The sequence below is a fragment of the Cellulosimicrobium cellulans genome (genome assembly GCF_042723955.1).
GTDB classification, from domain to species: Bacteria; Actinomycetota; Actinomycetes; order Actinomycetales; family Cellulomonadaceae; genus Cellulosimicrobium; species Cellulosimicrobium cellulans_H.
In genome coordinates this window covers 2700-24197 of sequence record NZ_JBHXIC010000067.1, presented here as the reverse complement: position 1 = coordinate 24197, position 21498 = coordinate 2700, and the positions used below count along the sequence as shown (strand labels likewise).

The window sequence follows — 21498 nt, the reverse complement described above, 5'->3', positions numbered from 1 at the left end:
GAGACAACCTGAGGGTGGACCGACGGGGGCCTCTGCGTGAGACGACGGAGGACCGGCGCTCAGGCGAGCGAGAGGAACAGCTTCTCGAGCTTCGCCACGTCGAGCGTCGGGTCCTCGCCGTCCTCGGCCGGCTCGGTGAGGCACTGGCGCATGCCGGACGCGATGATCGCGAAGCCCGCGCGGTCGAGCGCGCGCGACACGGCGGAGAGCTGCGTGACGACGTCCTCGCAGTCCCGCCCCTCGTCGATCATGCGCACGACGGCCGCGAGCTGGCCCTGGGCGCGCTTGAGCCGGTTGACGACCTTGTCCATGTCGGTGCGGTCGAGCTCCACGGTCGTTCTCCTGCGTTCGTCGGGGTGGTTCGTCTCGGTGGTTCGTCTCGGTGGGTCGGCAGCGGCCTGCGCGGCGCCAGGAGTGCCGCGCGTCCCACGGGCTGCCGTCAGCCGCAGGTGCAGCGCTGCTCGGGCGGCACCTCGGCCATGACCTCGTCGGCGTGCATGCCGCAGCCGGTCCAGGTGGTCTTGCCGCACGTGCGGCACAGGGCGGGACTGCACACGGTGTGTCTCCTCGGGTGTGGGGTGGGTTCGGTCTTGGGGTCGGGGTCGGGTTAGGTGCTCGGCCGGGACAGGCGCGGGTCGTGCAGGATCAGCGTCGCACGGCTCCGCCCGCGGCCTGCCACGCGCCGAGCCCGCCGGACAGGCTCGTCGCGGCGTAGCCGAGCGACCGGAGCTGGCGGGCCGCGGTGCGCGAGCGCATCCCGGACGCGCACACGACGACGACGGTCGCTCCGTCCTGGAGGCGTCGGGGCGCGGCCGACGGGACGTCGGCGAGCGGCACGTGCACGGCCTGGGGTGCGTGCCCGGCGCGCCACTCGTCGCGCTCGCGCACGTCGAGCAGCGTCGCGCCGTCGCGGACGAGCTGCACCGCCGTGGCGGCGTCGACGGTCGGGCGCACGCCGCCGTCGTCGGACGAGCGGGAGAACAGGCGGCGGAGGCGGTCGATCATGCGGGGACTCCTTCGAGGGTGCGCGCGGCGCGCGGCGTGGTGGTCAGGGTGAGCCAGCCGCCGGAGAGGTTGCGCGCGTCGAGCCCGGCGGCGAGCAGGACGCGGGTGGCGAGGTAGGAGCGCACGCCGCTCGCGCAGTGCACGGCGACGGGGCGCCCCGCCGCGGCGGCGCGCACCTCGTCGAGGCGCTCGCGGAGCTCGGTGTGCGGCACGTTGAGGGCGCCGTCGAGGTGGCCGCCCGCGTGCTCGGCGGGCGACCGGACGTCGAGCACGAGCGACGTCGCGACGACCTCCTCCAGGTCGACCGCGTGCCACTGCGGCATGGTGCCGTCGAGCACGTTCTGCGCGACGAACCCCAGCATGTTGACGACGTCCTTGGCGGCGCCGTACGGCGGGGCGTACGCGAGCTCGAGCTCGGCGAGGTCGTCGGCGGTGAAGCCGGCGCGCAACGCGGTGGCGAGGACGTCGATGCGCTTGTCGACTCCGGCGCGGCCCACGGCCTGGGCGCCGAGCAGGCGGCCGTCGGGCGCGAAGCTCGCCGTCACGTGGACGGGCTCGGCCCCGGGGAACCAGCCCGCGTGGTGGGCCGCGTGGACGCGGACCTGCTCGTGCGCGACGCCGGCGGACGTGAGGCTCGCGTGGCTCGGCCCCGTGACCGCAGCGGTGAGCCCGAACACGCGGACGATCGCGGTGCCGAGCACGGGCGCCTGCGGCGTCGTCCTGTGGCCGAGCATCGAGTCCGCGGCGCGCCGACCCTGGCGGTTGGCCGGACCGGCGAGCGGGACCGGGCCCGTCGCCCCCGTCACGGCGTGCACGACCTCGACCGCGTCGCCGACGGCCCACACGTGCGGGTCGGACGTGCGCTGGTCGGCGTCGACGCGGATCGCGCCGCGCTCCCCGAGGGCGAGCCCGGCTGCCGCGGCGAGGTCGCTCGCGGGCCGTACACCGACGCTCACGAGCACGACGTCGGCGTCGAGCACCGTGCCGTCGGCGAGCTCGAGCGCGACGGCGTGGTCCGCGCCGTCGTGCCGCGGTACGACGGCGCTCGCGGAGGTCCCGAGGTGCAGCCCGACGCCGTGGGCGCGCAGCTCGTCGGCGAGCAGCGGCGCGAGGTCCGGCTCGAGCGGCGGGAGCACCTGGTCGGCGCGCTCGACGACGTCGACGGACAGCCCTCGGGTGACGAGCGCCTCCACGGCCTCGAGCCCGATGAACCCCGCGCCGACGACGACGGCGCGCACCGGGGCGGTGCGCCCGGCCGCGACCTCGGCCTCGAGGCCCGCGAGCCGCTCGGCGAGCCCGTCGAGGTCCGCGATCGTCCGCAGCGTGTGCACCGCCGGGTGGTCGAGGCCCGCGACCGGCGGGAGGACGGTGGTCGCGCCCGGTGCGAGCAGGAGCGCGTCGTAAGCGAGCGCGTACGTCCCGTCCTCGGCCGCGACGGTGACGGTCCGCGCGGTCCGGTCGATCGCCGTGACGCGGTGCCGGGTCCGGACGTCGAGGTCGAGGCTCGCGCGCAGCGACCCGGGGGAGTGCAGCAGCAAGGAATCGCGGTCCGCGATCTCGCCCGACACCTGGTACGGCAGGCCGCAGCCCGCGAACGAGACGTGGTCGGACTGCTCGAGCACGACGATCGACGCGTGCTCGTCGAGGCGGCGGGCGCGCGCGGCGGCGCTCATGCCGCCCGCGACGCCCCCGACGACGACGATGCGGCGCGGGTCGTCGGTGTCGGACGGGCGGGTCGTCGAGCCTGGGGTCGGGGGGATCATGGCTCGACGATACCCCCGGGGGTATCCCTCGACGCAAGCCGACGGGCTGAGAGGTCCGTCACGGGACGTCTCCGGGCGGTGAGCGGACCTCTCACAGCCGACGAACAGCCACGCCATCCGCGCGGCACACGCCCGCTCCGTAGACACGCACCATGAGCACCCACTCCCCGGCACCGACCCCGCACGACCCACCCGCCGCCCGGCGGCGACGACGGTGGCGTGCCGCGCTCGTCGCCGTCCTCGCCGTGCTGCTCCCGCTGGGAGGCGCCACGGCGTGGGCGCTGGACCGGTTCGTCGTCGAGCACGTCGAGGTCGCCGACGTGTCGGCGTACGAGGCGGCGCTGGGCACCGACGCGTCGAGCGGGGCGTCGGAGGGCGCCACGGCGGGTGACGGCCGGAGCGCCTCGACCGACGGCTCGGACGACGCCTCGACCAGCACCGCGACCGTCGACGGCGACACGTACACGTCCGACGGCACGAGCATCACGGTCTCCCGGGTCACCACCGGCTCGGGCGACGACACCGTGACGTACTACGTGGCCGACGTCGTGCTCTCCGACATGACGGACCTGCGCTCCGCGTTCGCCCAGGACGCGTTCGGCACGAACATCACGGAGACGACGTCCGACATCGCCGCCGACCACGACGCCGTCCTCGCGATCAACGGCGACTACTACGGCTTCCGTGACACCGGCATCGTCATCCGCAACGACGTCGTGTACCGGGACGAGGGTGCGCGCGAGGGCCTCGCGCTCTATCGCGACGGCCACGTCGAGGTCTACGACGAGACGTCGACCGACGCGCAGAGCCTCGTCGACGCCGGGGTGTGGAACACGCTGTCGTTCGGGCCCGCGCTCCTCGAGGACGGCGACGTCGTGGCCGGGATCGACGACGTCGAGGTCGACACGAACGTCGGGAACCACTCGATCCAGGGGGAGCAGCCCCGCACGGCGATCGGGGTGGTCGACGAGAACCACCTCGTGCTCGTCGTCGTGGACGGGCGCCAGGAGGGCTACTCGCGAGGTGTCACCATGACCGAGCTCGCCGGGATCCTGCAGGACCTCGGCGCGACGACCGCGTACAACATCGACGGCGGCGGGTCCTCGACCCTGTACTTCGACGGCGAGGTCGTCAACAGCCCGTCGCAGGGTCGTGAGCGCGGCACGTCCGACGTGCTCTACGTCGCGGACGGTGCGTGATGGCCGCAGCGACCATGCACGCGACGGCGACCGCCCTCAGCGTGGACGCTGCCCGGACCGCCGTCGTCGTCCCGGCGTACCAGCCCGACGCGCGCCTCGTCGCCCTCGTCGACGCGCTGCGGGCCGCGCTCCCTGGGCTGCCGGTCGTGGTGGTCGACGACGGCAGCGACCGGCGGTGCGGGGGAGTGTTCCGCGCGGTACGGGCGCTGGGCGCCGTCGTGCTCACGGTCCCGGTGAACCGCGGGAAGGGTCACGCGCTGCGCACCGGCGTCCGGTGGGTGCGCGACCGGTTGCCCGGCCACGGCGTCGTGTGCGCCGACGCGGACGGGCAGCACACGGTCCTCGACGTGCTCCGCGTGGCGGCACGGTCGCAGAGCGAGCCCGACGCCGTCGTGCTCGGCGCGCGACGCTTCGCGGGCGACGTGCCGCTCCGCAGCCGCGTGGGCAACGTTGCGACGCGCTGGGCGTTCACGGCCGCGACGGGGACCCGCGTGCGCGACACCCAGACCGGTCTGCGCGCCTACGGGCCGAGCCTGCTCGACGACCTGCTGGGCGTGCGCGGCGACCGGTACGAGTGCGAGCTGCGGGCGCTCCTCGACGCGACCCGCGCGGGCCGCCGGATCGTCGAGGTGGACGTGGCGACGGTCTACCTCGACGACAACGCGTCCTCCCACTTCCGGCCCGTCGCCGACTCGCTGCGCGTGTGGGCACCGCTGCTGCGGTTCGCCGCGTCGTCGCTCGGGTCGGCCGCGGTCGACGTCCTCGGGCTGCTCCTGCTGCACGCGCTCACCGGGTCGCTCCTCGCGGCCGTGGTGGGCGCGCGCCTGCTCAGCGCGGGCGTGAACTTCGCCGTCAACCGTCGCCTCGTGTTCGCGGGTGGGCGTGACGTCCCGCTGCGCGCCGCCGTCGTGCGGTACGCGGCGCTCGCGGTCGTGCTGCTCTGGGCGAGCTACGGGCTGCTCGCGCTGCTGACCGGGCTCGGCGTGCCGCTCCTCGCGGCGAAGATCGGCACCGATGCGGCCCTCTTCGCGACGAGCTACGAGGTGCAGCGGCGGGTCGTGTTCGCTCGCCTCACCCCTGGACGGCGCGCTGACCGGCGTCGTGGCGCTCGACGAGAGCAGGCACGTGGTCGCGCGCGGTCCAGCGCCGGCCGACCCACTTGATCACCTCGACGAGCAGGAACACGACGATCGCGAGCCCAACCGTCTTGCCCCACTCCGCGAGGTCGATGGGGGCCGAGTCGAACCAGGAGTGCATGAACGGCGCGTAGACGAACACGGCCTGGAGCGCGAGGAGCGTCACGGCCGAGATCCAGATGACGCGGTTGCCGCGCAGCACGTCGAGCGTGAGGCTCGACCGGTCGAGGAACCGGCAGTTGAACAGGTACGCGAGCTGGCCGAGCGCGAGCATCGTCACGGCGGTCGTCTGGGCCTCGGCGATCGGGACGCCCTGGGCCCGCTCGACGTAGAACAGCAGGATCGTCGCGCCGCCGATGAGGAGCGAGACGAGCAGGATGCGCCGCACGTACGCGCCGTCGAGGATCGACGCCTTGGGGTCGCGCGGTGCGCGGCGCATGACGTCGGGCTCCGCCTTCTCGTACGCGAGCGCGAGGGACAGCGTGACGGCGGTGATCATGTTGATCCACAGGACCTGGACCGGCTGGAGCGGCAGCGTGAGACCGAACAGGACCGCGACGAGGATGACGAGCGACTGCGCGCCGTTGGTCGGCAGGAGGAAGAGCACGGACTTGCGGATGTTGTCGTAGATCCGCCGCCCCTCCTTCACGGCCCGCTCGATCGTCGCGAAGTTGTCGTCGGCGAGCACGACCTCGGCAGCCTCCTTGGTCGCCTCCGTCCCCTTGATGCCCATCGCGACGCCGACGTCGGCCTGGGTGAGTGCGGGGGCGTCGTTCACGCCGTCGCCCGTCATGGCGACGACCTCGCCGTGCGACTGCAGGGCGGAGACGATGCGGATCTTGTGCTCGGGGCTCGTGCGCGCGTAGACGTCGACGTCGCGCACCACCTGGCGCAGCTTCTCCGTGCTCATCTCCTCGAGCTCGGGGCCGGTGAGCACGGCGGGCGCGACGTTCTCGCCGGTCCCGTCGTGGGGGTCCACGATGCCCATCTCGCGGCCGATCGCGAGGGCCGTGCCCGCGTGGTCGCCCGTGATCATCTTCACGCGGATGCCCGCGTCGCGGCACTCGGCGATGGCCTCGATCGCCTCGGGCCGCGGCGGGTCGACGATGCCGACGAGCCCGCACAGCTCGAGCCCGTCCGCGACGTCGTCGACGTCGAGGTCGTCGGTGCCCGCGGCCGCGGTCCGCCGGGCCGCGGCGAGCACGCGCAGGCCGCGTCCGCCGAGCGCGTCGATCTGCGCGTCCCAGAACGCGCGGTCGAGCGGTTCGGTGCCGCCGTCCACGCCCACCTGGGTCGTGCACCGGTCGAGCACGCGGTCCGGCGCGCCCTTGACGTGCACGTGCAGGCCGCCGTCGGGGTCGGCGTCGAGCGTCGCCATGAACTTGTTCTCGGACTCGAACGGGACGACGGCGACGCGCCGCCACCCCGTGGGGTCGACGCCGGCCTTCATGCCGAGCGTGCGCAGCGCGCCCTCGGTCGGCTCGCCCACGAGCCGCCAGCCGTCGGCGTCCGACTCGTCGGGGACGATCCGCGCGTCGTTGCAGAGCATCATGACGGTCGCCAGCGCCGCGAGGTCCCGGTCGTCCGCGAGGTCCGCGTGCCGCGTGCCCGACGCCGGTGCGTCGCCCGAGCCGTCCACCTCGCCCGGTGCGGCGACCGCCCCGGGGCGAGACGCGTCGTCGGGCACGGTCACGTCCCCCACGGGTGCGTATCCGGCGCCCGCGACCGCGAACGTGCGCCCGCTCGTGCGGACCGTGCGCGCGGTCATCTCGTTCTTGGTGAGCGTGCCCGTCTTGTCGGAGCAGATCGTGGTCACCGACCCGAGCGTCTCGACCGCGGGCAGCTTGCGCGTGATCGCGCGGCGGCGGGCCATCTGCTGCACGCCGAGCGCGAGCGTGATCGTCACGAGCGCGGGCAGTCCCTCCGGCACCGCGGCGACCGCGAAGCCGATCGACGCCGAGATCAGCTCCGGGACGGTGAAGTCGTGGAAGACGCGGCCGATGATCACCATGACGACGGCCATCGCGAGGATGAGCACCGCGAGCAGCTTGCCGAACCGGTCGAGCTGGCGCGTGAGCGGCGTCGCGAGGCTGCGGACCTCGGAGATCATCGTCTGGATCCGGCCGATCTCGGTCGCCGTGCCCGTCGCGGTGACGACCCCGACACCCTGGCCCGCCGCCACGAGCGTGCTCGAGAAGAGCATGCTCGACCGGTCGCCCACGCCCGCGTCCGCACCGACCGCGTCGACCTTCTTCGCCGCCGCGACCGACTCGCCCGTGAGCGCCGACTCCTCGACGCGCAGGTTCGTCGCCTGGATCAGCCGCACGTCCGCGGGCACGCGGTCGCCCGAGCGCACGCGCACGACATCTCCCGGCACGACGTCGTCGGCGTCCACGCGCGCCCACGCGCCGTCGCGCCGCACCTCTGCGTTGACCGAGAGCATGTTGCGGATGCCCTCGAGCGCACTCTCCGCGCGGCCCTCCTGGATGAACCCGATCGCCGCGTTGATGACCGCGACCGCGAGGATGACCGTGAAGTCGACCCAGTCGCCGAGGATCGCCTTGAGCACCGCCGAGACGAGCAGGATGTAGATGAGGACGTCGTCGAAGTGGACGAGGATCCGCTTCCACAGCGGGTCGCGCTGCGGCGGGGGCAGGCGGTTCGGCCCTACCTCCGCGAGGCGCGCCGCAGCGTCGGCGTTCGAGAGCCCGCCCGCGTCCGTGCCCAGCTCGGCCAGGACCTCGTCGGGCGGGCGCGACCACGGCGCGTCGAGCAGTCGCTCGACGGCGCCTGCGGAGGTCGACGAGTCCGTCGTGGCGGGGGTCGGTGCAGCGTCCGGCGCGGATCCCATGCCCCTATTCGACCCCCGATGCCCGGATCGCGCGAGAGACGAAAGACCGTGAGCCGTGCCACGGCACCGGTCAGGGGGAGGAGAACGGGTTCACGACGGGGACGCCGCTGTCGACGAAGTCCTTAACGTTCCGCGTCGCCACCGTGAGCCCGTGGGCGAGCGCGGTCGCCGCGAGCAGCGAGTCGACGACGGGTAGCGGGCGCGCCGCATGCACGGCTGGCCATCGCTGCGCGATCTCGAGCGTCACGGGTAGCAGGCGATCGCCGTACGAGTCCTCCAGACCCCGGACCCACGTCTCGAGTGCGGAGGCTCGTCGCGCGTCGCGGGAGGCCAGTCGCTGGATTCCCGTGCGGATCTCGCCGATGGTCAGCACCGAGAGGTGGATCTGGTGCGTGCGGAGCCCGCGGAGCCAGGCGACCACCTGCTCGTCGGCACGGGGCCGCGCAAGCTCGGAGACGACGTTCGTGTCGAGCAGGTACCTCACGCCTCGACCCCGAGATCGAGCTCTCGCATCGGCGTCCTGTCCCGTTCGATCTCGAGGTCGTCCGCCTCGGGGACGTTCAGGAGGTAGTCGGCGAGCTCGACGCGGACGCCGGCCAGCTCGTGATACAGGTCGATGCCGACGACGACAGCGATCTCCTTACCGTGCCGGGTGATGACCTGTGGCCCGTTCTCGGCCTCGCGCAGCACCTCGCTGAGGCGCTGCTTTGCGTCCTGTACCTGCCAGCTCATGGCGCGCTCCTCTCGTCCAGTCTGGACAGTCTAGACAGGAAGGCCGTGGCGACCAAGGCTCATGGCGGTGCTGGGAGAATCGTCGCGTGAGCGAGACCAGCACCCGGGCCGACCTGCGGGTCGTGCACGTCACCGACCCCGCCGACGACCGCCTCGCGGACTACAACCGGCTGACCGACGTCGCACTTCGGTCCAAGCACGAGCCCGAGAAGGGCCTCTACATCGCCGAGAGCTCGACCGTCATCCGGCGCGCGCTCGCCGCGGGGCACCGGCCACGGTCGTTCCTCATGGCAGAGCGCTGGCTCGACGACCTCGCCGACGACATCGCGGTACTGCCCCTCGACGACGCGCCCGGTGGGACCGGCGAGCAGGTCCCGGTCTACGTCGGTGCGCCGGACGTGCTGGAGGCGATCACCGGGTTCCACCTGCACCGCGGGGCGCTCGCGGCGATGCACCGCCCGCCGCTACCGACCGTGCACGACCTGCTCTCCACCGCCCGGGGCGGCACGGGGGCACGGCGCGTCGCCGTGCTGGAGGACATCGTCGACCACACCAACGTCGGCGCGATCTTCCGCTCCGCAGCCGCGCTGGGCGTGGACGCCGTGCTCGTCTCGCCGCGCTGCTCCGACCCGCTGTACCGGCGCTCCGTGCGCGTGAGTATGGGCACGGTGTTCCAGGTGCCGTGGACGCGGTTCGAGACGTGGCCGGGTGGGCTGGACGTGCTGCGCGCGGAGGGCTTCGTCGTCGCCGCGCTCGCGCTCGCCGACGACGCGGTGAGCCTCGACGACGTCGTGGCCGACCCGCCCGAGCGGCTCGCGCTCGTGCTCGGGACGGAGGGCGACGGGCTGTCCCGCGGCGCGATCGAGGCGGCCGACCGGGTCGTGACGATCCCCATGGCCGGGGGAGTGGACTCGCTCAACGTCGCCGCGGCGTCGGCGGTCGCGTTCTGGGCGACGCGCGTGTCCTGACCCTGGCCGGCCCGTCTCGGAGATCGGCGTCCAGCACCCGGGAACAAATCGGGTGCGGCGGCGCGTTGGGTCCGTGTCCGTACGTCGTACGAGAAGAGGTTTCGTGCCGGTCCAGCCCTCCCCGTCCCTGCCTGACACCGATCACCACGACCACCGCGATCCCGCGACCCACGCCGTCGCGGAGGAGCAGCAGCACCTCGACGTCGCGCTCGCGCGCCGGTCTCAGCTCCTCGCGGAGCTCGACGCGCAGCTCGCCGTCCCCGCCGGCCCGGACCGCCCCGGCGCCGAGGACGTCGTCGAACGCTCGCGGCGCGCCGGCCTGCGCCGTCGGCGCACCGAGCTCGAGCGCGCGGAGAGCGGGCTCGTCTTCGGCCGCGTCGACACCGTGAACGGTGTCACGCGCCACGTCGGGCGGGTCGGCATCGCCGCGCCTGACGATGACGCGGACCCGCTCGTGCTGGACTGGCGCGCCGACGGCGCCCGCGCCTTCTACACCGCGACGGCGCGCGAGCCGCAGGGCCTCGCACGGCGCCGGCACGTGCGGACCGCGGGCGACCGGGTCACCGGCGTGGACGACGAGCCGCTCGACGGGGCGGCGGCCGGGGCGGACGACGAGGACGGCCTCGTGGGGGAGGGCTCGCTCCTGGCTGCGCTCTCGGAGCGCCGCACGGGCCGCATGGGCACCGCGGTCGCGACCCTCCAGGTCGAGCAGGACGCGATCGTGCGCGCCCCGGCCGAGCAGACGCTCGTCGTGCAGGGCGGCCCAGGGACGGGCAAGACGGTCGTCGCGCTGCACCGCGTGGCCTACCTGCTGTTCACGCACCCGCACCTCGCGGAGCGCGGCGTGCTCCTGCTCGGCCCGTCGACGCGCTTCCTCGAGTACGTGGCCCAGGTGCTGCCCGCGCTCGGTGAGACGGCCGTCGTCTCGGCCACGTGCGACACGCTCGTCCCCGGCGTCGTGCCGGAGCGCGACGAGTCGCGCGACGTGGCCGAGCTCAAGGGCCGCGCGCTCTGGCAGGACGTCGTCGCCCGGTACGCCGACGCCCTCGTCCCGGACGCGCGGGCGCTCACGGTGCGCCTCGACGGCGAGCCGCTCACGCTCGACGCCGCCCGGGTCGGGCAGGTCCTCCGGGCCGTCCGCGCGGGCGGCCGGAGCGTGCTCGCCGCGCGGCGCCGGGCCGTGGACCTCGTGCTCCACGCGCTCGTCGACGAGGCCGCGGCGCAGCACGCCGAGATGCTCGAACGCGTCGAGGAGGGGTTCGAGGACGTGCTCGGGACGCTCGACGCCGGCCTCGCCGTGCGCGACGACCGCGCCCCGACGACCGGCGCGCGCGGCGGTGACGTCGACGGCGAGCTCACGGACGACGACCTCGACCGTCTCCGCGGCGAGCTCGCGCGCGACGCCGGGTTCACGGCGGTCCTCGACGCCTGGTGGCCCGTCACCGACGCGCGCACGGCGCTCGCGGACCTGCTGGGGGACACCGCGCTGCTCGCGCGGCACGCACCCGGACTCACGCCCGCGGAGGTCCGTCGGGTGACGGACGAGCCCACGGGCCTTGCACCGAGCGACGTCCCGCTCCTCGACGCGCTGGCCGACGCGTTGGGCACCCCGGACGCCCCCGGCGAACAGGGCGAGTTCCTCGCGCAGCGGGCCGCGACGCACCGCGGCTGGGTCTACGGGCACGTCGTGGTCGACGAGGCGCAGGAGCTCTCGCCCATGCAGTGGCACATGGTGCTGCGTCGCTGCCCGACGCGTTCGGTGACCGCCGTCGGGGACGTCGACCAGACCGAGGCGCCGCACCGCCACACGGACTGGGCCGACGTCGTCGGGCCGGTCTTCGGCGAGCGCTGGCACCGCGCGGACCTGACGATCTGCTACCGCACGCCGCGCGAGGTCATGGAGCTCGTCGGGCCCGTGCTGCGCGCGGCGGGCAGCCGCAACGCGCCGCCCCGCGCGGTGCGCGACGCCGGGGTCGCGCCGCGCGACGTCGTCGTGGCCGCCGGCACCTCGGACGCGGAGCTGGGTACGGCCGTCGCCGCCGAGGTCGTGCGCCTCGCGGAGAGGTACGACGGCGGTTCGGTCGGCGTCGTGGCGCCGCGCGACCGGCTGGGCCACCTGGGTGCCGCCGTGAGCGGGGTCCCCGTGCTCAGCACCTCGGAGGCGAAGGGGATCGAGTGGGACGCGGTGGTCGTCGTCGACCCGGACGGCATCGCCGCCGAGCCGCGCGGCTGGAACGGGCTGTACGTCGCGATGACCCGGTGCACGCAGGAGCTCGCGCGTGTCAGCGTGGGCGCACCGGCCGGCTCCGGCTGACGAGGGTCAGCCGCGGGGTGTTGGGGAGGGGGCCCCCGCGCGCCACACCGCCCCCCCCCCCCACCACACCCCGACACGGGGCCCCCCCGGCGCCGGGGTGGGGCGGGGGGGGCCCCCGGGGGGGGGGGGGGGGGGGGGGGCCGGGGGGGGGGGGCCCCCCGGGCCCCCCCCCCCCCCCCCCCGCGCCACGACCTCGACCAGCGACGGGTCGCCGAGCGGGAGGAAGTGGCCGGCGAGGGGCAGCTCGACGTTCCGCCCACCCTCGAGCCGCCCCGACTCGGGGATGTGCGGGTCGAAGCGCGGGTAGACGGCGGTGATCCGGGCGTCGACGTCACGCTCCGCGGCGAGGGCGAGCAGCGCGGCGTCCCGGGGCGAGAACGCGCGCAGCGTGCGTCCCAGGAGGTAGCGCGCGTAGCTCGAGCCGTTGAACGGCGTCGCGACGGCGACCATGCCGGACACACGCGTCCCGGCGGTCGACAGCATCACGCGCTTGCCCACGAGCCCGCCCTTGCTGTGCGCGACGAGGACGACGTCGTGCAGGTCCGCCTCCACGAGGAAGGCCGCGGTGCGGTCGGCGGCCTCGGCGAACGGGCGCCGGTTGTACCCGAGGCGGGGCACCGCGTGGACGGGGTGCCCCGCGCGCGCGAGCGCCGTCGCCACGGGCGCGAGCAGCTGCCACGTCTCGTAGACGCCGGGCAGCAGCACGACGGGGTCGTGGCCACCGGGACCGACCGGGACCGGACGCCGCGGCCGCAGCGCGCCTGCGACCTGGCGTGCCGCGACGTACGTGTAGTCCGCCGCGCGATCGCGCAGCCGCAGCGTCCCCGCCCAGCGCGGCGCCCTCACCCGAGCCCTCCTGCGGCGAGGACGGCGGCGACGACACCCTCCGGGTCGGCGTCCATCGCGTGGTGCCGGCCGCGGACCTCCCCGAACGTGCCGTGCGGCGCGGCGGCGGCGAGCTCGCGGACCCACGCGCGCGGCGCGACGGGGTCATGCACGCCGCGCAGCACGACGACGCGGCCCGGCACACGCGGCAGCACCTCCTCCAGCCGGTGCCCCAGCATGGTCCGCACCTGGCGCGCGTAGTACGGCAGCGAGCACCGCAGCACGTAGTCGACGGCGAGCGTCGCGAGCGCGCGCGGCCGCTCACCGACGGCGTCGCGCGCGAGCCGGAGCGCCTGGCGCGGCGCGGAGCGGGCCTGCCGGTCCGCCGTCGGGCCGATCAGCACACCGGCGGGCGCCTCGCGCGGGTGGTCGGCCATCGCCTGCCCCACGACCTGGGCGCCCATCGAGTGGCCGACCAGCACGACCGCGGGAGGCGGGCCGGTCGGGGCGCCGAGGACGTGCCGGCGCACGTAGCCCGCGACGACGGCCGCGTGCTCCTCGATCGGCACGTTCCGTCGCGCACGCGGGGCCGCGCCGAAACCGGGGAGGTCGACCGCGTGCACCGCGACCGTCGGCCCGGCGCCCGGGCGCAGGAGCGCGCGCCGCACGGGGTCGAACGCGCGGGACGAGGACCCGACGCCGTGCACGAGGACCACGGCGAGCTCCGGCGCGTCCGCGCCCGACACGTGCGCGACGGCCGTGAGGTCGCCGACCGGGCAGCGCACGTCGACGGTCTCCGGTCCCGAGCGGGTCGGGGCGTGCGCGGTCATCGCACCAGGATGGCGCGTGCGGTCCGCCTCGCGCGCGGCGGACGGCGTCCGACCTCCGACCGATCCCGGGCGAAAGCCGCCGGACGCGACGGAGCGGGCCCGGCGAACCGGACCCGCTCCGTCGCGTCGCCGGTGACCGGCGGGGCTGCACGTCGGGGCGTCAGCTCACGTCTCCGCGCCAGGCGCCCGTCTCGGTCCCGCGGGACTCGATGAACTCCTTGAACCGGGCGAGGTCGCCCTTCACGCGACGCTCGTCGAGCTGGAGGACGTCGCCGACCTTCTCCACGACGCCCTCGGGCGACCAGTCGAGCTGGACGGTCACGCGGGTCTGCGCGTCGTTCAGCCGGTGGAACGTCACGACTCCCGCGTGGTCCGGGCCGGACGTGCTGTTCCACGCGACGCGCTCGTCGGGGTGCTGCTCCGTGATCTCCGCGTCGAACTCGCGCTCGACGCCGCCGATCTTCGTCCTCCAGTGCGTGTGCGTCGGGTCGAGCTGCCGGATCTCCTCCACGCCTTCCATGAAGCGCGGGAACTCCTCGAACTGCGTCCACTGGTCGTAGGCCGTGCGGACGGGGACGTCGACGTCGATCGACTGGGTGACCGTGCTCATCGGTGTGACCTCCAGGGGTAGCGGGCGGTACCTCTACACCCTTTCCGGGGTCGCGTTCGCTCGCGCGTCGAGACGAGCCCCGCTCACTCGAGGGCGTTCGACGGGTCCCCGGACGCGGGTTCCGCCGACACCCGGCGCCCGCCGAGCGAGTCGTCCTCCATCTGCTCCGCGTCCACGACGCCCAGCTCGTCGAGCAGGAAGAGGAACGCGCGCGCGTACGGGTTGTCGTCGACCCGCTCACGGACCTCGGGCCAGTCGATCTGCTCGCGCATCGCGCGCGCGACCGGCAGCAGCCGCGAGAAGTCGCAGTAGTGCTCGCCGACGACGCGCAGCTTCGACGTCATGATCTCGGTCGCCGACAGCACGGGCATGCGGACCGCGAGCACCTCGAGCTCGTCGGTCCGGGCGAGGAGGGCGTCGTCGATCGGCTCGCCGACCATCCGGTAGAGGATGTCGATGAGCTCCCCTCCGTGGTACGCCTTGAAGAGCCAGTTCTCCGTCGGCTCCGTGATCTCGAGCCCGGCGTCGCGCAGCACCTCGCGCGCGCGGTCGACGTCGACCTCGCGGATCGCGAAGTCGGCGTCGTGGCTCGGCTCCGGCGCGCCGCGCGCCCACGCGGCGTACCCGCCGACGAGGGCGTGCGGGATCTCGGCCTCGGCGAGCGCCGCGGCGGTCATGCGGAGGCCGTCGTGCAGCGCGTCCCTGTCGTCCACCATGCCCAGGGTCTACACCACCCCCGGTGCGCTGGCACGTCGCGCGGGCTTCTGGCACCCACCCGCGGCGCTGCGTCGGACCGCACCCGTGCGCGTGCGACCCCGCGCCGCCGTGCCCAGAATCGGGAGGGTGCGCCTCGCGACGTTCAACATCCTGCACGGGCGGTCGCTCGTCGACGACCGGGTCGACGTCGACCGCTTCGCCGGCGCCGTCCGGGACCTCGACGCGGACGTGCTCGCGCTCCAGGAGGTGGACCGGGACCAGCCGCGCTCGCACCGCGCCGACCTCACGGCGGTCGCGGCCGAGGCGGCAGGCGCCGTCGAGCACCGGTTCGTCGCGACGCTCGTCGGCGAGCCCGGCGTGTGGACCGCGCCGACGGGGGCGCACCAGCCGGGCCGGGCGGCCTACGGGATCGCCGTCGTGAGCCGGTTCCCCGTCACGGCGTGGCGCACGGTCCTGCTGCCCCCGCCGCGCACGCGCGTCCCGGTCCGGTTCCCGGGCAGCCGCCTGCCGACGCTCGTGCGCGACGAGCCGCGCGCGGCGCTCGTGGCGCGCGTCGAGGCCCCGGGCGGTCCGCTGACCGTCGCGTGCACGCACCTGACGTTCGTGCCCGGGCGCAACCTCACCCAGCTCGTCCGGCTCACCCGGTCGCTCGCCGCGGAGACCCCGGACGGGGAGCCGGTCGTGCTCCTGGGCGACCTGAACATCGAGGCACCGCAGGCGGCCCGCACGAGCGGGTGGCGGCCGTTGGCCTCGGCCGCGACGTTCCCGGTCGGCGAGCCTGCGCGCCAGCTCGACCACGTGCTCGCGCACGGCGCGGTCCGCGCCACGGAGCCCGCCGTCGCGGTCGACACGGGACTGTCCGACCACCGCGCGCTCGTAGTCCCCGTCGCCCTGGGCGGGGAGCACCACGCGTCCCCGACGCGCGCGCACGCGGCCGACGAGGACCACGCGCCCCCGACGGCCGGTGCGGGGGAGCGGCGGCGGCGTGGCGCCCGGACGCCCGAGGACTGACGCGTGCGCCCTGCTCGTGAACCGCGTCACACGGCGCGGAGGGGCTGGTTCTCACCGGGCGGCATAGATTAGCCTCACCTATGTGAGTGCACCCTCAGTTGTCCCGAGCCCGGCCGCCGCATCCGGCGCCCCGGCGCTCGCCGGGCACGACCTGCGGCTGTCCTACGACGCGCGCACGGTCGTGCACGGCGCCGCTCTCGAGCTCGCACCGGGCGCCGTGACGGCCCTGATCGGCCCCAACGGCTCGGGCAAGTCGACGCTCCTGCGTTCGCTCGCGCGGCTGCACCGTCCCGACGCCGGGACGGTCGCGCTCGACGACGCACCGGACGCGCTCGCCCTGCACCCCAAGGACTTCGCCCGACGGGTGACGCTCCTGTCGCAGAGCCGGCCCACGCCGTCGGGCGTGAGCGTGCGCGACGTCGTCGCCTACGGCCGCCACCCCTACCGCGGCCGGTTCCGCTCGAACGACCCCGACGGCCCGCGCGCGATCGCGCACGCCATGGACGTCACGGGCATCACGACCATGGCCGACCGCGGCGTCGACGAGCTCTCCGGTGGTGAGCTCCAGCGCGTGTGGCTCGCGACGTGCCTCGCGCAGGACACGCAGGTGCTCCTGCTCGACGAGCCGACGACCTACCTCGACCTGCGCTACCAGGTCGAGCTGCTCGACCTGGTGCGTGACCTCGCGACGGAGCACGGCGTGGCCGTCGGCGTCGTGCTGCACGACCTCAACCAGGCCGCCTCCGTCGCCGACCGCGTCGTCCTGCTCCACTCGGGCGTCGTGCGCGCCACCGGACCCGCCGACGAGGTCCTGACGTCCGAGCTCCTCACCGAGGTCTACGGCATCCATGTCGACGTCTACACGCACCCCCTCACGGGGCGCACGTGCTGCGAGCCGCTCGGGCGGCACGCCGCGCGGCTCGACGCGGCCGTCCTCGTCTGAACCTCCGCACCACCCCACGACGTACCTCGTACTCACCCACCGCCCGGCCCCGACGCGCGGCCCACCGGCCCGCCCGACGCGGCACGTCCGGGCACGAACCCGAAGGACACCCATGCGCTCGACCACCCGTTCCCTCGCCGCGGGCGCCCTCGCGCTCGCCACGGCGCTCGCGCTCACCGCGTGCGGCACGACCGAGGACCCCGCGGCCGCCGACGACGCCGCCGACGCGACGACCGACGCCGCCTCGGGCCCCGTCACCGTCACCGACGAGCGCGGCGAGGTCACGCTCGACGCCCCGGCCGCCGACATCGTCTCGCTCGAGTGGGGTCTCACGGAGAACCTCGTCGCGCTCGGCGTCGAGCCCGTCGGCCAGGCCGACGTCGAGGGCTACAACACGTGGGACACGGTCGCGCCGATCGACGCGAGCACGCCCGACGTCGGCACGCGCGGCGAGCCCAGCCTCGACGCGATCTCCGCGCTCGAGCCGGACCTCGTCGTCACGACGACGGACCTGCCCGAGAACGTCATCGCCCAGATCGAGGAGGTCGCGCCGGTGCTCACGCTGCGCGGCTCCGACGGTGCGGACCCGATCGGCTACATGCGCTCCACGGTCGAGACGCTCGGCACGGTGACGGGCCGCGAGGACGAGGCCGCCGCGGCGCTCGAGACCTACGACGCGAAGATCGCCGAGGCCGCCGCGGCGCTCGACGAGGCCGGGCTCGGGGGCGCCGACTTCACCATGGCGGACGGCTGGATCGCCAACGGTGCGGTCTCGATCCGCATGTACACGCCGGGTTCGTTCTTCGGCGCGATCGGCGAGGAGCTCGGTCTCGTCAACGCGTGGACCGAGGGCGGCGACCCGGACTACGGCCTCGCGCAGACCGATGTCGAGGGCCTCACCCAGCTCGGCGACGTGCAGTTCCTCTACGTCGCGAGCGAGTCCGAGGCCAACCCGTTCGAGGAAGGCCTCGCCGGCAACGCCGTGTGGGAGCAGCTCCCGTTCGTCACGGCCGGGGACGTGCACCGTCTGCCCGACGGCATCTGGATGTTCGGCGGCCCGCTGTCCGCGGCGGCCTACGCCGACGCGGTCGTGGACGCGCTGACGGCCGCCTGAGACCGGTCCGCACCACCACCGGGCGCGGCCGCGCCCGGACGACGAGAAGGCTGACGAGAACCACAGTGCTGACGAGGACACCGTGACGCGGCGCGAGCAGCGCACGACGGCGGAGCCGGACACCCTCCTCCTGGAGGACCCGGCTCCGGCCGTCGTCCCGGGCACCGACGGGACCACCGACGGGGGTGGCGCGAACGGCGGCACCCCGACGGGCCGGATGACGACCGTGCCCCGACCGAGGACGTCTCGCCTCGGGATCGCGGGGGCGTTCGTGGTGGCGGTCGTGGTCGCTGCGGTGCTCGCCGCCGTGCACCTCACGCAGGGCACGGCCGACGTCGGCCCGCTCGACCTGCTGCGCCTCATGACCGGGGGCGACGGCGTCGACCAGACGGCCGCCGTCCTCGTCGCCTCGCGCGTGCCGCGGCTCCTCGCCGGACTGCTGCTGGGCGTCGCGCTCGGCGTCGCCGGCGCTGTGCTCCAGTCGGTCGCGCGCAACCCGCTCGCGTCGCCCGACACGCTCGCGGTCAACGCGGGCGCCTACCTCACGGTCGTGGTCGTCGCGGCGTTCGGCATCTCGATCCCGTTCTACCTCCAGGGCGGGCTCGCCTTCCTGGGCGGGCTCGCCGCGGCCGGGCTCGTGCTCGTCCTCGCGCGCGGCGGCGCGGACGGCCCGACCCGGCTCGTGCTCGCGGGGTCGGCGATCATGCTCGCGCTGCACTCGCTGACGATGGTCCTCCTCGTGCTGTTCGAGCAGGAGACGACGGGCCTGTTCGCGTGGGGGAGCGGGTCCATCGTCCAGTCGGGCACGCGCACGGTCACGATGGCGGCGCCCGTCGTCGTGGTCGGGGTCCTGGCCGCCCTCCTCCTCTCACGCCGCCTCGATCTCCTGGGCCTCGGGGACGACGCCGCCACGGTGCTCGGCGTCGACGTGCGCCGCACGCGCGTCCTGTCCGTGCTCGTCGCCGTCCTCCTCGCCTCGATCGCGGTGACGGTCGCGGGGCCCGTCGGCTTCGTCGGCCTCGCCGCGCCCGTCGTGGCACGGCTCGTCGCACGCCGCGTGCCTGGGCTCGGGCGGCACGTGCTGCTGCTGCCGTTCGCCGCGATCGTCGGCGTGGTCGTCGTCCTCGGCGCTGACGTCCTGCTCCGCCTGCTGCTGCCGGGCATGCTCTCCATCGCGGTGCCGACCGGCATCGTGACGACCGTGCTCGGCGCGATCCTGCTCATCTGGCTCGCGCGGCGCCTGCGCGACTCCGGGCCGGCGTCGTCGCGCGGCGCGCACGGATCCCTGACCCGCCCGCGCTCGCGGCGGGGCGTGCTCGTGGTCGTCGTCGTCCTGTCGCTCGCCGTCGCCGCGGCCACGGTCGCCGGCCTGCTGCTCGGCGACCGGGTCGTGCTGCTGGGCGACGTCGCCAACTGGTGGAACGGTCTCTCCGGGCGCCACGTGACGTTCGTCCTCGACCAGCGCTTCCCGCGCGTGCTCGCCGCCCTGCTCGCCGGCGCCGCGCTCGCGCTCGCCGGGACGATCGTGCAGGCCGTGTGCCGCAACCCGCTCGCCGAGCCCAGCCTGCTCGGCGTGACGTCGGGTGCCGGGCTCGGGGCCGTGACGATGATCCTCCTCGTCCCCGGCGTCGGGATCTGGCCCATGTCCGCGGCCGCCGCGATCGGGGCGTTCGCCGTTTTCGGGCTCGTCTACGGGCTGTCCTACCGCGGCGGGCTCAGCTCGGACCGGCTCGTGCTCATCGGCATCGGCGCCCAGGCCGGGGTCATGGCGCTCATCACGCTGCTCGTGGTCGTCGTCGCGCCGTGGGACGTGAACCTCGCGCTCACGTGGCTGTCGGGCTCCACGTACGGGCGCACGCTCGAGCAGCTCGTCCCCGTCGCGCTCGCGCTGCTCGTGCTCACGCCGCTGGCCGCGGTGTACCGGCGGGACCTCGACGTGCTGGCGCTCGACGACGACACCCCGCGCGTCCTCGGCGTCGCGCTCGACCGCACGCGCCTGCTCCTGCTCGCCGCCGCCGCGCTGCTCACGGCAGCGGCCGTGTGCGCCATCGGGGCGCTCGCGTTCGTGGGCCTCGTCGCGCCGCACGCCGCACGCGCGCTGGTCGGCGCGCGGCACGGGCGGGTCGTCCCCGTCGCGATGCTGCTGGGTGCGCTCCTGGTGTCCGTCGCGGACACGCTCGGCCGCGTCGTCATTGCGCCCGAGCAGATCCCCGCGGGCCTCGGCACGGCCCTCCTGGGCGCGCCGTACTTCGTCTACCTGCTGTGGCGCAGCCGCGGCCGGGGAGCGTGACGCGTCTCACCGTGCCGGGGCCGGATCCGTGGCCCGGACGGGTTGACCCCGCCGAGGGTGCGTAGGTTAGCCTCACCTGTGTGAGCCAGACCGTCGTCGCACCCCGCACCCGTGCCCGTCGTCCCGTCGCCCGGGCGACGGCTCCGTGGCGCTTCTTCGACGTCGAGGTGGCGCGCGTCGAGCAGCTCTCGCCGAGCTTCCGCCGGTTCACGTTCACCGGCCCGGAGCTCGACCTCTTCGGCGACCCGGGCCTCGACGTGCGGATCAAGTTCGTGCTCCCCGCAGCCGACGGCGGCTACGAGCACCTCGTGCGCGACGCCGAGTCCTGGTACGCCGCGTGGCGCGACCAGCCGGAGGAGCGTCGCAACCCGCTGCGCACGTACACCACCGTCGCGGTGCGCCCCGAGGCGCGCGAGGTCGACGTGGACGTCGTGCTGCACGGTGACGCCGGCCCTGCCTCGCGCTGGGCGCTCGCCGCCGAGGTCGGCACGCCGCTCGTCCTGCTCGGCCCGGACGCGACGTTCGACGGGCCGGCCGGTGGCATCGAGTTCCGCCCGCCGACGCGCCCGCACGCGCTCCTGCTCGCGGGCGACGAGACCGCGCTCCCGGCGATCGCCGCGATCTGCGAGGACCTGCCCGCCGACGCGTGGGGCGAGGTCTACGTCGAGGTGCCGCACGTGGGCGACGCGCGCGACCTCGTCACGCCGCCCGGGGTGCGCGTGACGTTCCTGGCCCGCGACGACGTCCCGGGCGGCCCGCACGACGCGCACGGCGCGCGCCTCGTGCCCGCCGTCAAGGAGGCGGCCGCGCGCATCCTCGGCGCGGGCGTCCTCGGGACCGACCCGCCCGCCCAGTGCCGCACCGCCGAGGACCTCGAGGACGTCGACGTCGACGCGTCGATCCTGTGGGAGGTCCCCGGGCTGCTGGAGGAGGACACCGTCCTCTACGCGTGGCTCGCGGGCGAGGCGAGCGCGATCAAGACGTTGCGCCGCCACCTCGTCACCGACCTCGGCGTCGACCGCCGCGCCGTCGCGTTCATGGGCTACTGGCGCGAGGGCCGAGCGGAGAGCTGACGCGCCTCCACGAGATCAGAGAAGTGGGGGGGGGGGGGGGGCCGGCGGGGGGGGCGGGGCGCGGGCGGGGGGGGGCCGGCGCGGGGCGGGCGGCGGGGGCGCGGGGGGCGGGCGGGG

At 75.1% G+C, this 21498-nt stretch carries 19 protein-coding genes; 9 read left to right on the top strand and 10 right to left on the bottom strand.

Annotation, left to right across the window (positions count from 1 at the left end; all coding sequences use genetic code 11):
- Nucleotides 1-59: 59 nt before the first annotated feature.
- The 3 genes from ACFWH7_RS16080 to ACFWH7_RS16070 all read right to left on the bottom strand — a co-directional run bounded on the left by ACFWH7_RS16080 (nt 60) and on the right by ACFWH7_RS16070 (nt 2768).
- Entirely contained in the window at nt 60-332 is a 273-nt protein-coding gene (locus ACFWH7_RS16080; protein ID WP_047233132.1) for a metal-sensitive transcriptional regulator, read from the bottom strand.
- A gap of 313 nt (nt 333-645) precedes the next feature.
- On the bottom strand, nt 646-1005 hold the full coding sequence (locus ACFWH7_RS16075; RefSeq protein ID WP_043653933.1) for a rhodanese-like domain-containing protein: 360 nt from the start codon (nt 1003-1005) through the stop codon (nt 646-648).
- Nucleotides 1002-2768, bottom strand: a complete 1767-nt coding sequence (locus ACFWH7_RS16070) for an FAD-dependent oxidoreductase (protein WP_378217794.1) — start codon at nt 2766-2768, stop codon at nt 1002-1004. The genes ACFWH7_RS16075 and ACFWH7_RS16070 overlap by 4 nt, the downstream gene beginning before the upstream one ends.
- A 152-nt stretch (nt 2769-2920) precedes the next feature.
- On the opposite strand from ACFWH7_RS16070, the gene ACFWH7_RS16065 reads away from it, so the two are divergent.
- Nucleotides 2921-3967 carry a phosphodiester glycosidase family protein gene (locus tag ACFWH7_RS16065; RefSeq protein WP_378217792.1) on the top strand — a complete coding sequence of 349 codons (1047 nt, stop codon included), beginning with the start codon at nt 2921-2923 and terminating at the stop codon, nt 3965-3967.
- On the top strand, nt 3967-5130 hold the full coding sequence (locus ACFWH7_RS16060; RefSeq protein ID WP_378217790.1) for a glycosyltransferase: 1164 nt from the start codon (nt 3967-3969) through the stop codon (nt 5128-5130). The genes ACFWH7_RS16065 and ACFWH7_RS16060 overlap by 1 nt, the downstream gene beginning before the upstream one ends.
- Here the strand turns inward: ACFWH7_RS16060 and ACFWH7_RS16055 are convergent.
- From ACFWH7_RS16055 to ACFWH7_RS16045, 3 genes are all read right to left on the bottom strand, one after another.
- Nucleotides 5039-7954: a cation-translocating P-type ATPase gene (locus tag ACFWH7_RS16055; RefSeq protein ID WP_378217788.1), complete on the bottom strand. Its 2916-nt coding sequence runs from the start codon at nt 7952-7954 to the stop codon at nt 5039-5041. The genes ACFWH7_RS16060 and ACFWH7_RS16055 overlap by 92 nt on opposite strands.
- A 70-nt stretch (nt 7955-8024) precedes the next feature.
- The gene (locus ACFWH7_RS16050; RefSeq protein ID WP_378217786.1) at nt 8025-8438 is read right to left on the bottom strand and encodes a type II toxin-antitoxin system VapC family toxin; all 414 of its coding nucleotides are present in this window, start codon (nt 8436-8438) and stop codon (nt 8025-8027) included.
- Nucleotides 8435-8686 (bottom strand): type II toxin-antitoxin system Phd/YefM family antitoxin, encoded by a 252-nt coding sequence (locus tag ACFWH7_RS16045; protein WP_378217784.1) that lies wholly within the window; start codon nt 8684-8686, stop codon nt 8435-8437. Before ACFWH7_RS16045 ends, ACFWH7_RS16050 begins: the two co-directional genes overlap by 4 nt.
- A gap of 86 nt (nt 8687-8772) precedes the next feature.
- On the opposite strand from ACFWH7_RS16045, the gene ACFWH7_RS16040 reads away from it, so the two are divergent.
- Nucleotides 8773-9654: a TrmH family RNA methyltransferase gene (locus ACFWH7_RS16040; RefSeq protein WP_378217782.1), complete on the top strand. Its 882-nt coding sequence runs from the start codon at nt 8773-8775 to the stop codon at nt 9652-9654.
- Nucleotides 9655-9757: 103 nt separating this feature from the next.
- The gene (locus ACFWH7_RS16035; protein ID WP_378217779.1) at nt 9758-11968 is read left to right on the top strand and encodes a HelD family protein; all 2211 of its coding nucleotides are present in this window, start codon (nt 9758-9760) and stop codon (nt 11966-11968) included.
- A 6-nt stretch (nt 11969-11974) separates the two neighbouring features.
- Here the strand turns inward: ACFWH7_RS16035 and ACFWH7_RS16030 are convergent, their stop codons facing one another.
- From ACFWH7_RS16030 to ACFWH7_RS16015, 4 genes are all read right to left on the bottom strand, one after another.
- Nucleotides 11975-12814: an esterase/lipase family protein gene (locus ACFWH7_RS16030; protein ID WP_378217777.1), complete on the bottom strand. Its 840-nt coding sequence runs from the start codon at nt 12812-12814 to the stop codon at nt 11975-11977.
- Nucleotides 12811-13623 (bottom strand): alpha/beta fold hydrolase, encoded by an 813-nt coding sequence (locus tag ACFWH7_RS16025; protein ID WP_378217774.1) that lies wholly within the window; start codon nt 13621-13623, stop codon nt 12811-12813. Before ACFWH7_RS16025 ends, ACFWH7_RS16030 begins: the two co-directional genes overlap by 4 nt.
- A 160-nt stretch (nt 13624-13783) precedes the next feature.
- Complete coding sequence (locus ACFWH7_RS16020; protein ID WP_378217772.1) at nt 13784-14233, bottom strand: SRPBCC family protein; 450 nt, start codon at nt 14231-14233, stop codon at nt 13784-13786.
- Between the two features lie 83 nt (nt 14234-14316).
- Complete coding sequence (locus ACFWH7_RS16015; protein WP_378217770.1) at nt 14317-14949, bottom strand: nucleotidyltransferase family protein; 633 nt, start codon at nt 14947-14949, stop codon at nt 14317-14319.
- A 127-nt stretch (nt 14950-15076) separates the two neighbouring features.
- Between ACFWH7_RS16015 and ACFWH7_RS16010 the strand changes: the two genes are divergently transcribed.
- The 5 genes from ACFWH7_RS16010 (at nt 15077) to ACFWH7_RS15990 (ending at nt 21381) form a co-directional block, all read left to right on the top strand.
- On the top strand, nt 15077-15961 hold the full coding sequence (locus tag ACFWH7_RS16010; RefSeq protein ID WP_378217767.1) for an endonuclease/exonuclease/phosphatase family protein: 885 nt from the start codon (nt 15077-15079) through the stop codon (nt 15959-15961).
- Between the two features lie 82 nt (nt 15962-16043).
- The gene (locus ACFWH7_RS16005) at nt 16044-16904 is read left to right on the top strand and encodes an ABC transporter ATP-binding protein (RefSeq protein WP_378217764.1); all 861 of its coding nucleotides are present in this window, start codon (nt 16044-16046) and stop codon (nt 16902-16904) included.
- Between the two features lie 112 nt (nt 16905-17016).
- The gene (locus ACFWH7_RS16000; protein WP_378217762.1) at nt 17017-18018 is read left to right on the top strand and encodes an ABC transporter substrate-binding protein; all 1002 of its coding nucleotides are present in this window, start codon (nt 17017-17019) and stop codon (nt 18016-18018) included.
- 217 nt (nt 18019-18235) lie between these two features.
- Entirely contained in the window at nt 18236-20308 is a 2073-nt protein-coding gene (locus tag ACFWH7_RS15995) for an iron ABC transporter permease (protein ID WP_378217799.1), read from the top strand.
- An 80-nt stretch (nt 20309-20388) separates the two neighbouring features.
- Nucleotides 20389-21381 (top strand): siderophore-interacting protein, encoded by a 993-nt coding sequence (locus ACFWH7_RS15990; protein WP_378217760.1) that lies wholly within the window; start codon nt 20389-20391, stop codon nt 21379-21381.
- The last annotated feature ends 117 nt before the right edge of the window (nt 21382-21498 follow it).

Excerpts from the sequence above, each read along its gene's own strand:
- ACFWH7_RS16025 (WP_378217774.1), bottom strand. The coding sequence starts at position 13,623 with ATGACCGCGCACGCCCCGACCCGCTCGGGACCGGAGACCGTCGACGTG.
- ACFWH7_RS15995 (WP_378217799.1), top strand. The coding sequence starts at position 18,236 with ATGACGACCGTGCCCCGACCGAGGACGTCTCGCCTCGGGATCGCGGGG.
- ACFWH7_RS16065 (WP_378217792.1), top strand. The coding sequence starts at position 2,921 with ATGAGCACCCACTCCCCGGCACCGACCCCGCACGACCCACCCGCCGCC.
- ACFWH7_RS16075 (WP_043653933.1), bottom strand. The coding sequence starts at position 1,005 with ATGATCGACCGCCTCCGCCGCCTGTTCTCCCGCTCGTCCGACGACGGC.
- ACFWH7_RS16015 (WP_378217770.1), bottom strand. The coding sequence starts at position 14,949 with ATGGTGGACGACAGGGACGCGCTGCACGACGGCCTCCGCATGACCGCC.
- ACFWH7_RS16000 (WP_378217762.1), top strand. The coding sequence starts at position 17,017 with ATGCGCTCGACCACCCGTTCCCTCGCCGCGGGCGCCCTCGCGCTCGCC.
- ACFWH7_RS16045 (WP_378217784.1), bottom strand. The coding sequence starts at position 8,686 with ATGAGCTGGCAGGTACAGGACGCAAAGCAGCGCCTCAGCGAGGTGCTG.
- ACFWH7_RS16060 (WP_378217790.1), top strand. The coding sequence starts at position 3,967 with ATGGCCGCAGCGACCATGCACGCGACGGCGACCGCCCTCAGCGTGGAC.
- ACFWH7_RS16070 (WP_378217794.1), bottom strand. The coding sequence starts at position 2,768 with ATGATCCCCCCGACCCCAGGCTCGACGACCCGCCCGTCCGACACCGAC.
- ACFWH7_RS16055 (WP_378217788.1), bottom strand. The coding sequence starts at position 7,954 with ATGGGATCCGCGCCGGACGCTGCACCGACCCCCGCCACGACGGACTCG.
- ACFWH7_RS16020 (WP_378217772.1), bottom strand. The coding sequence starts at position 14,233 with ATGAGCACGGTCACCCAGTCGATCGACGTCGACGTCCCCGTCCGCACG.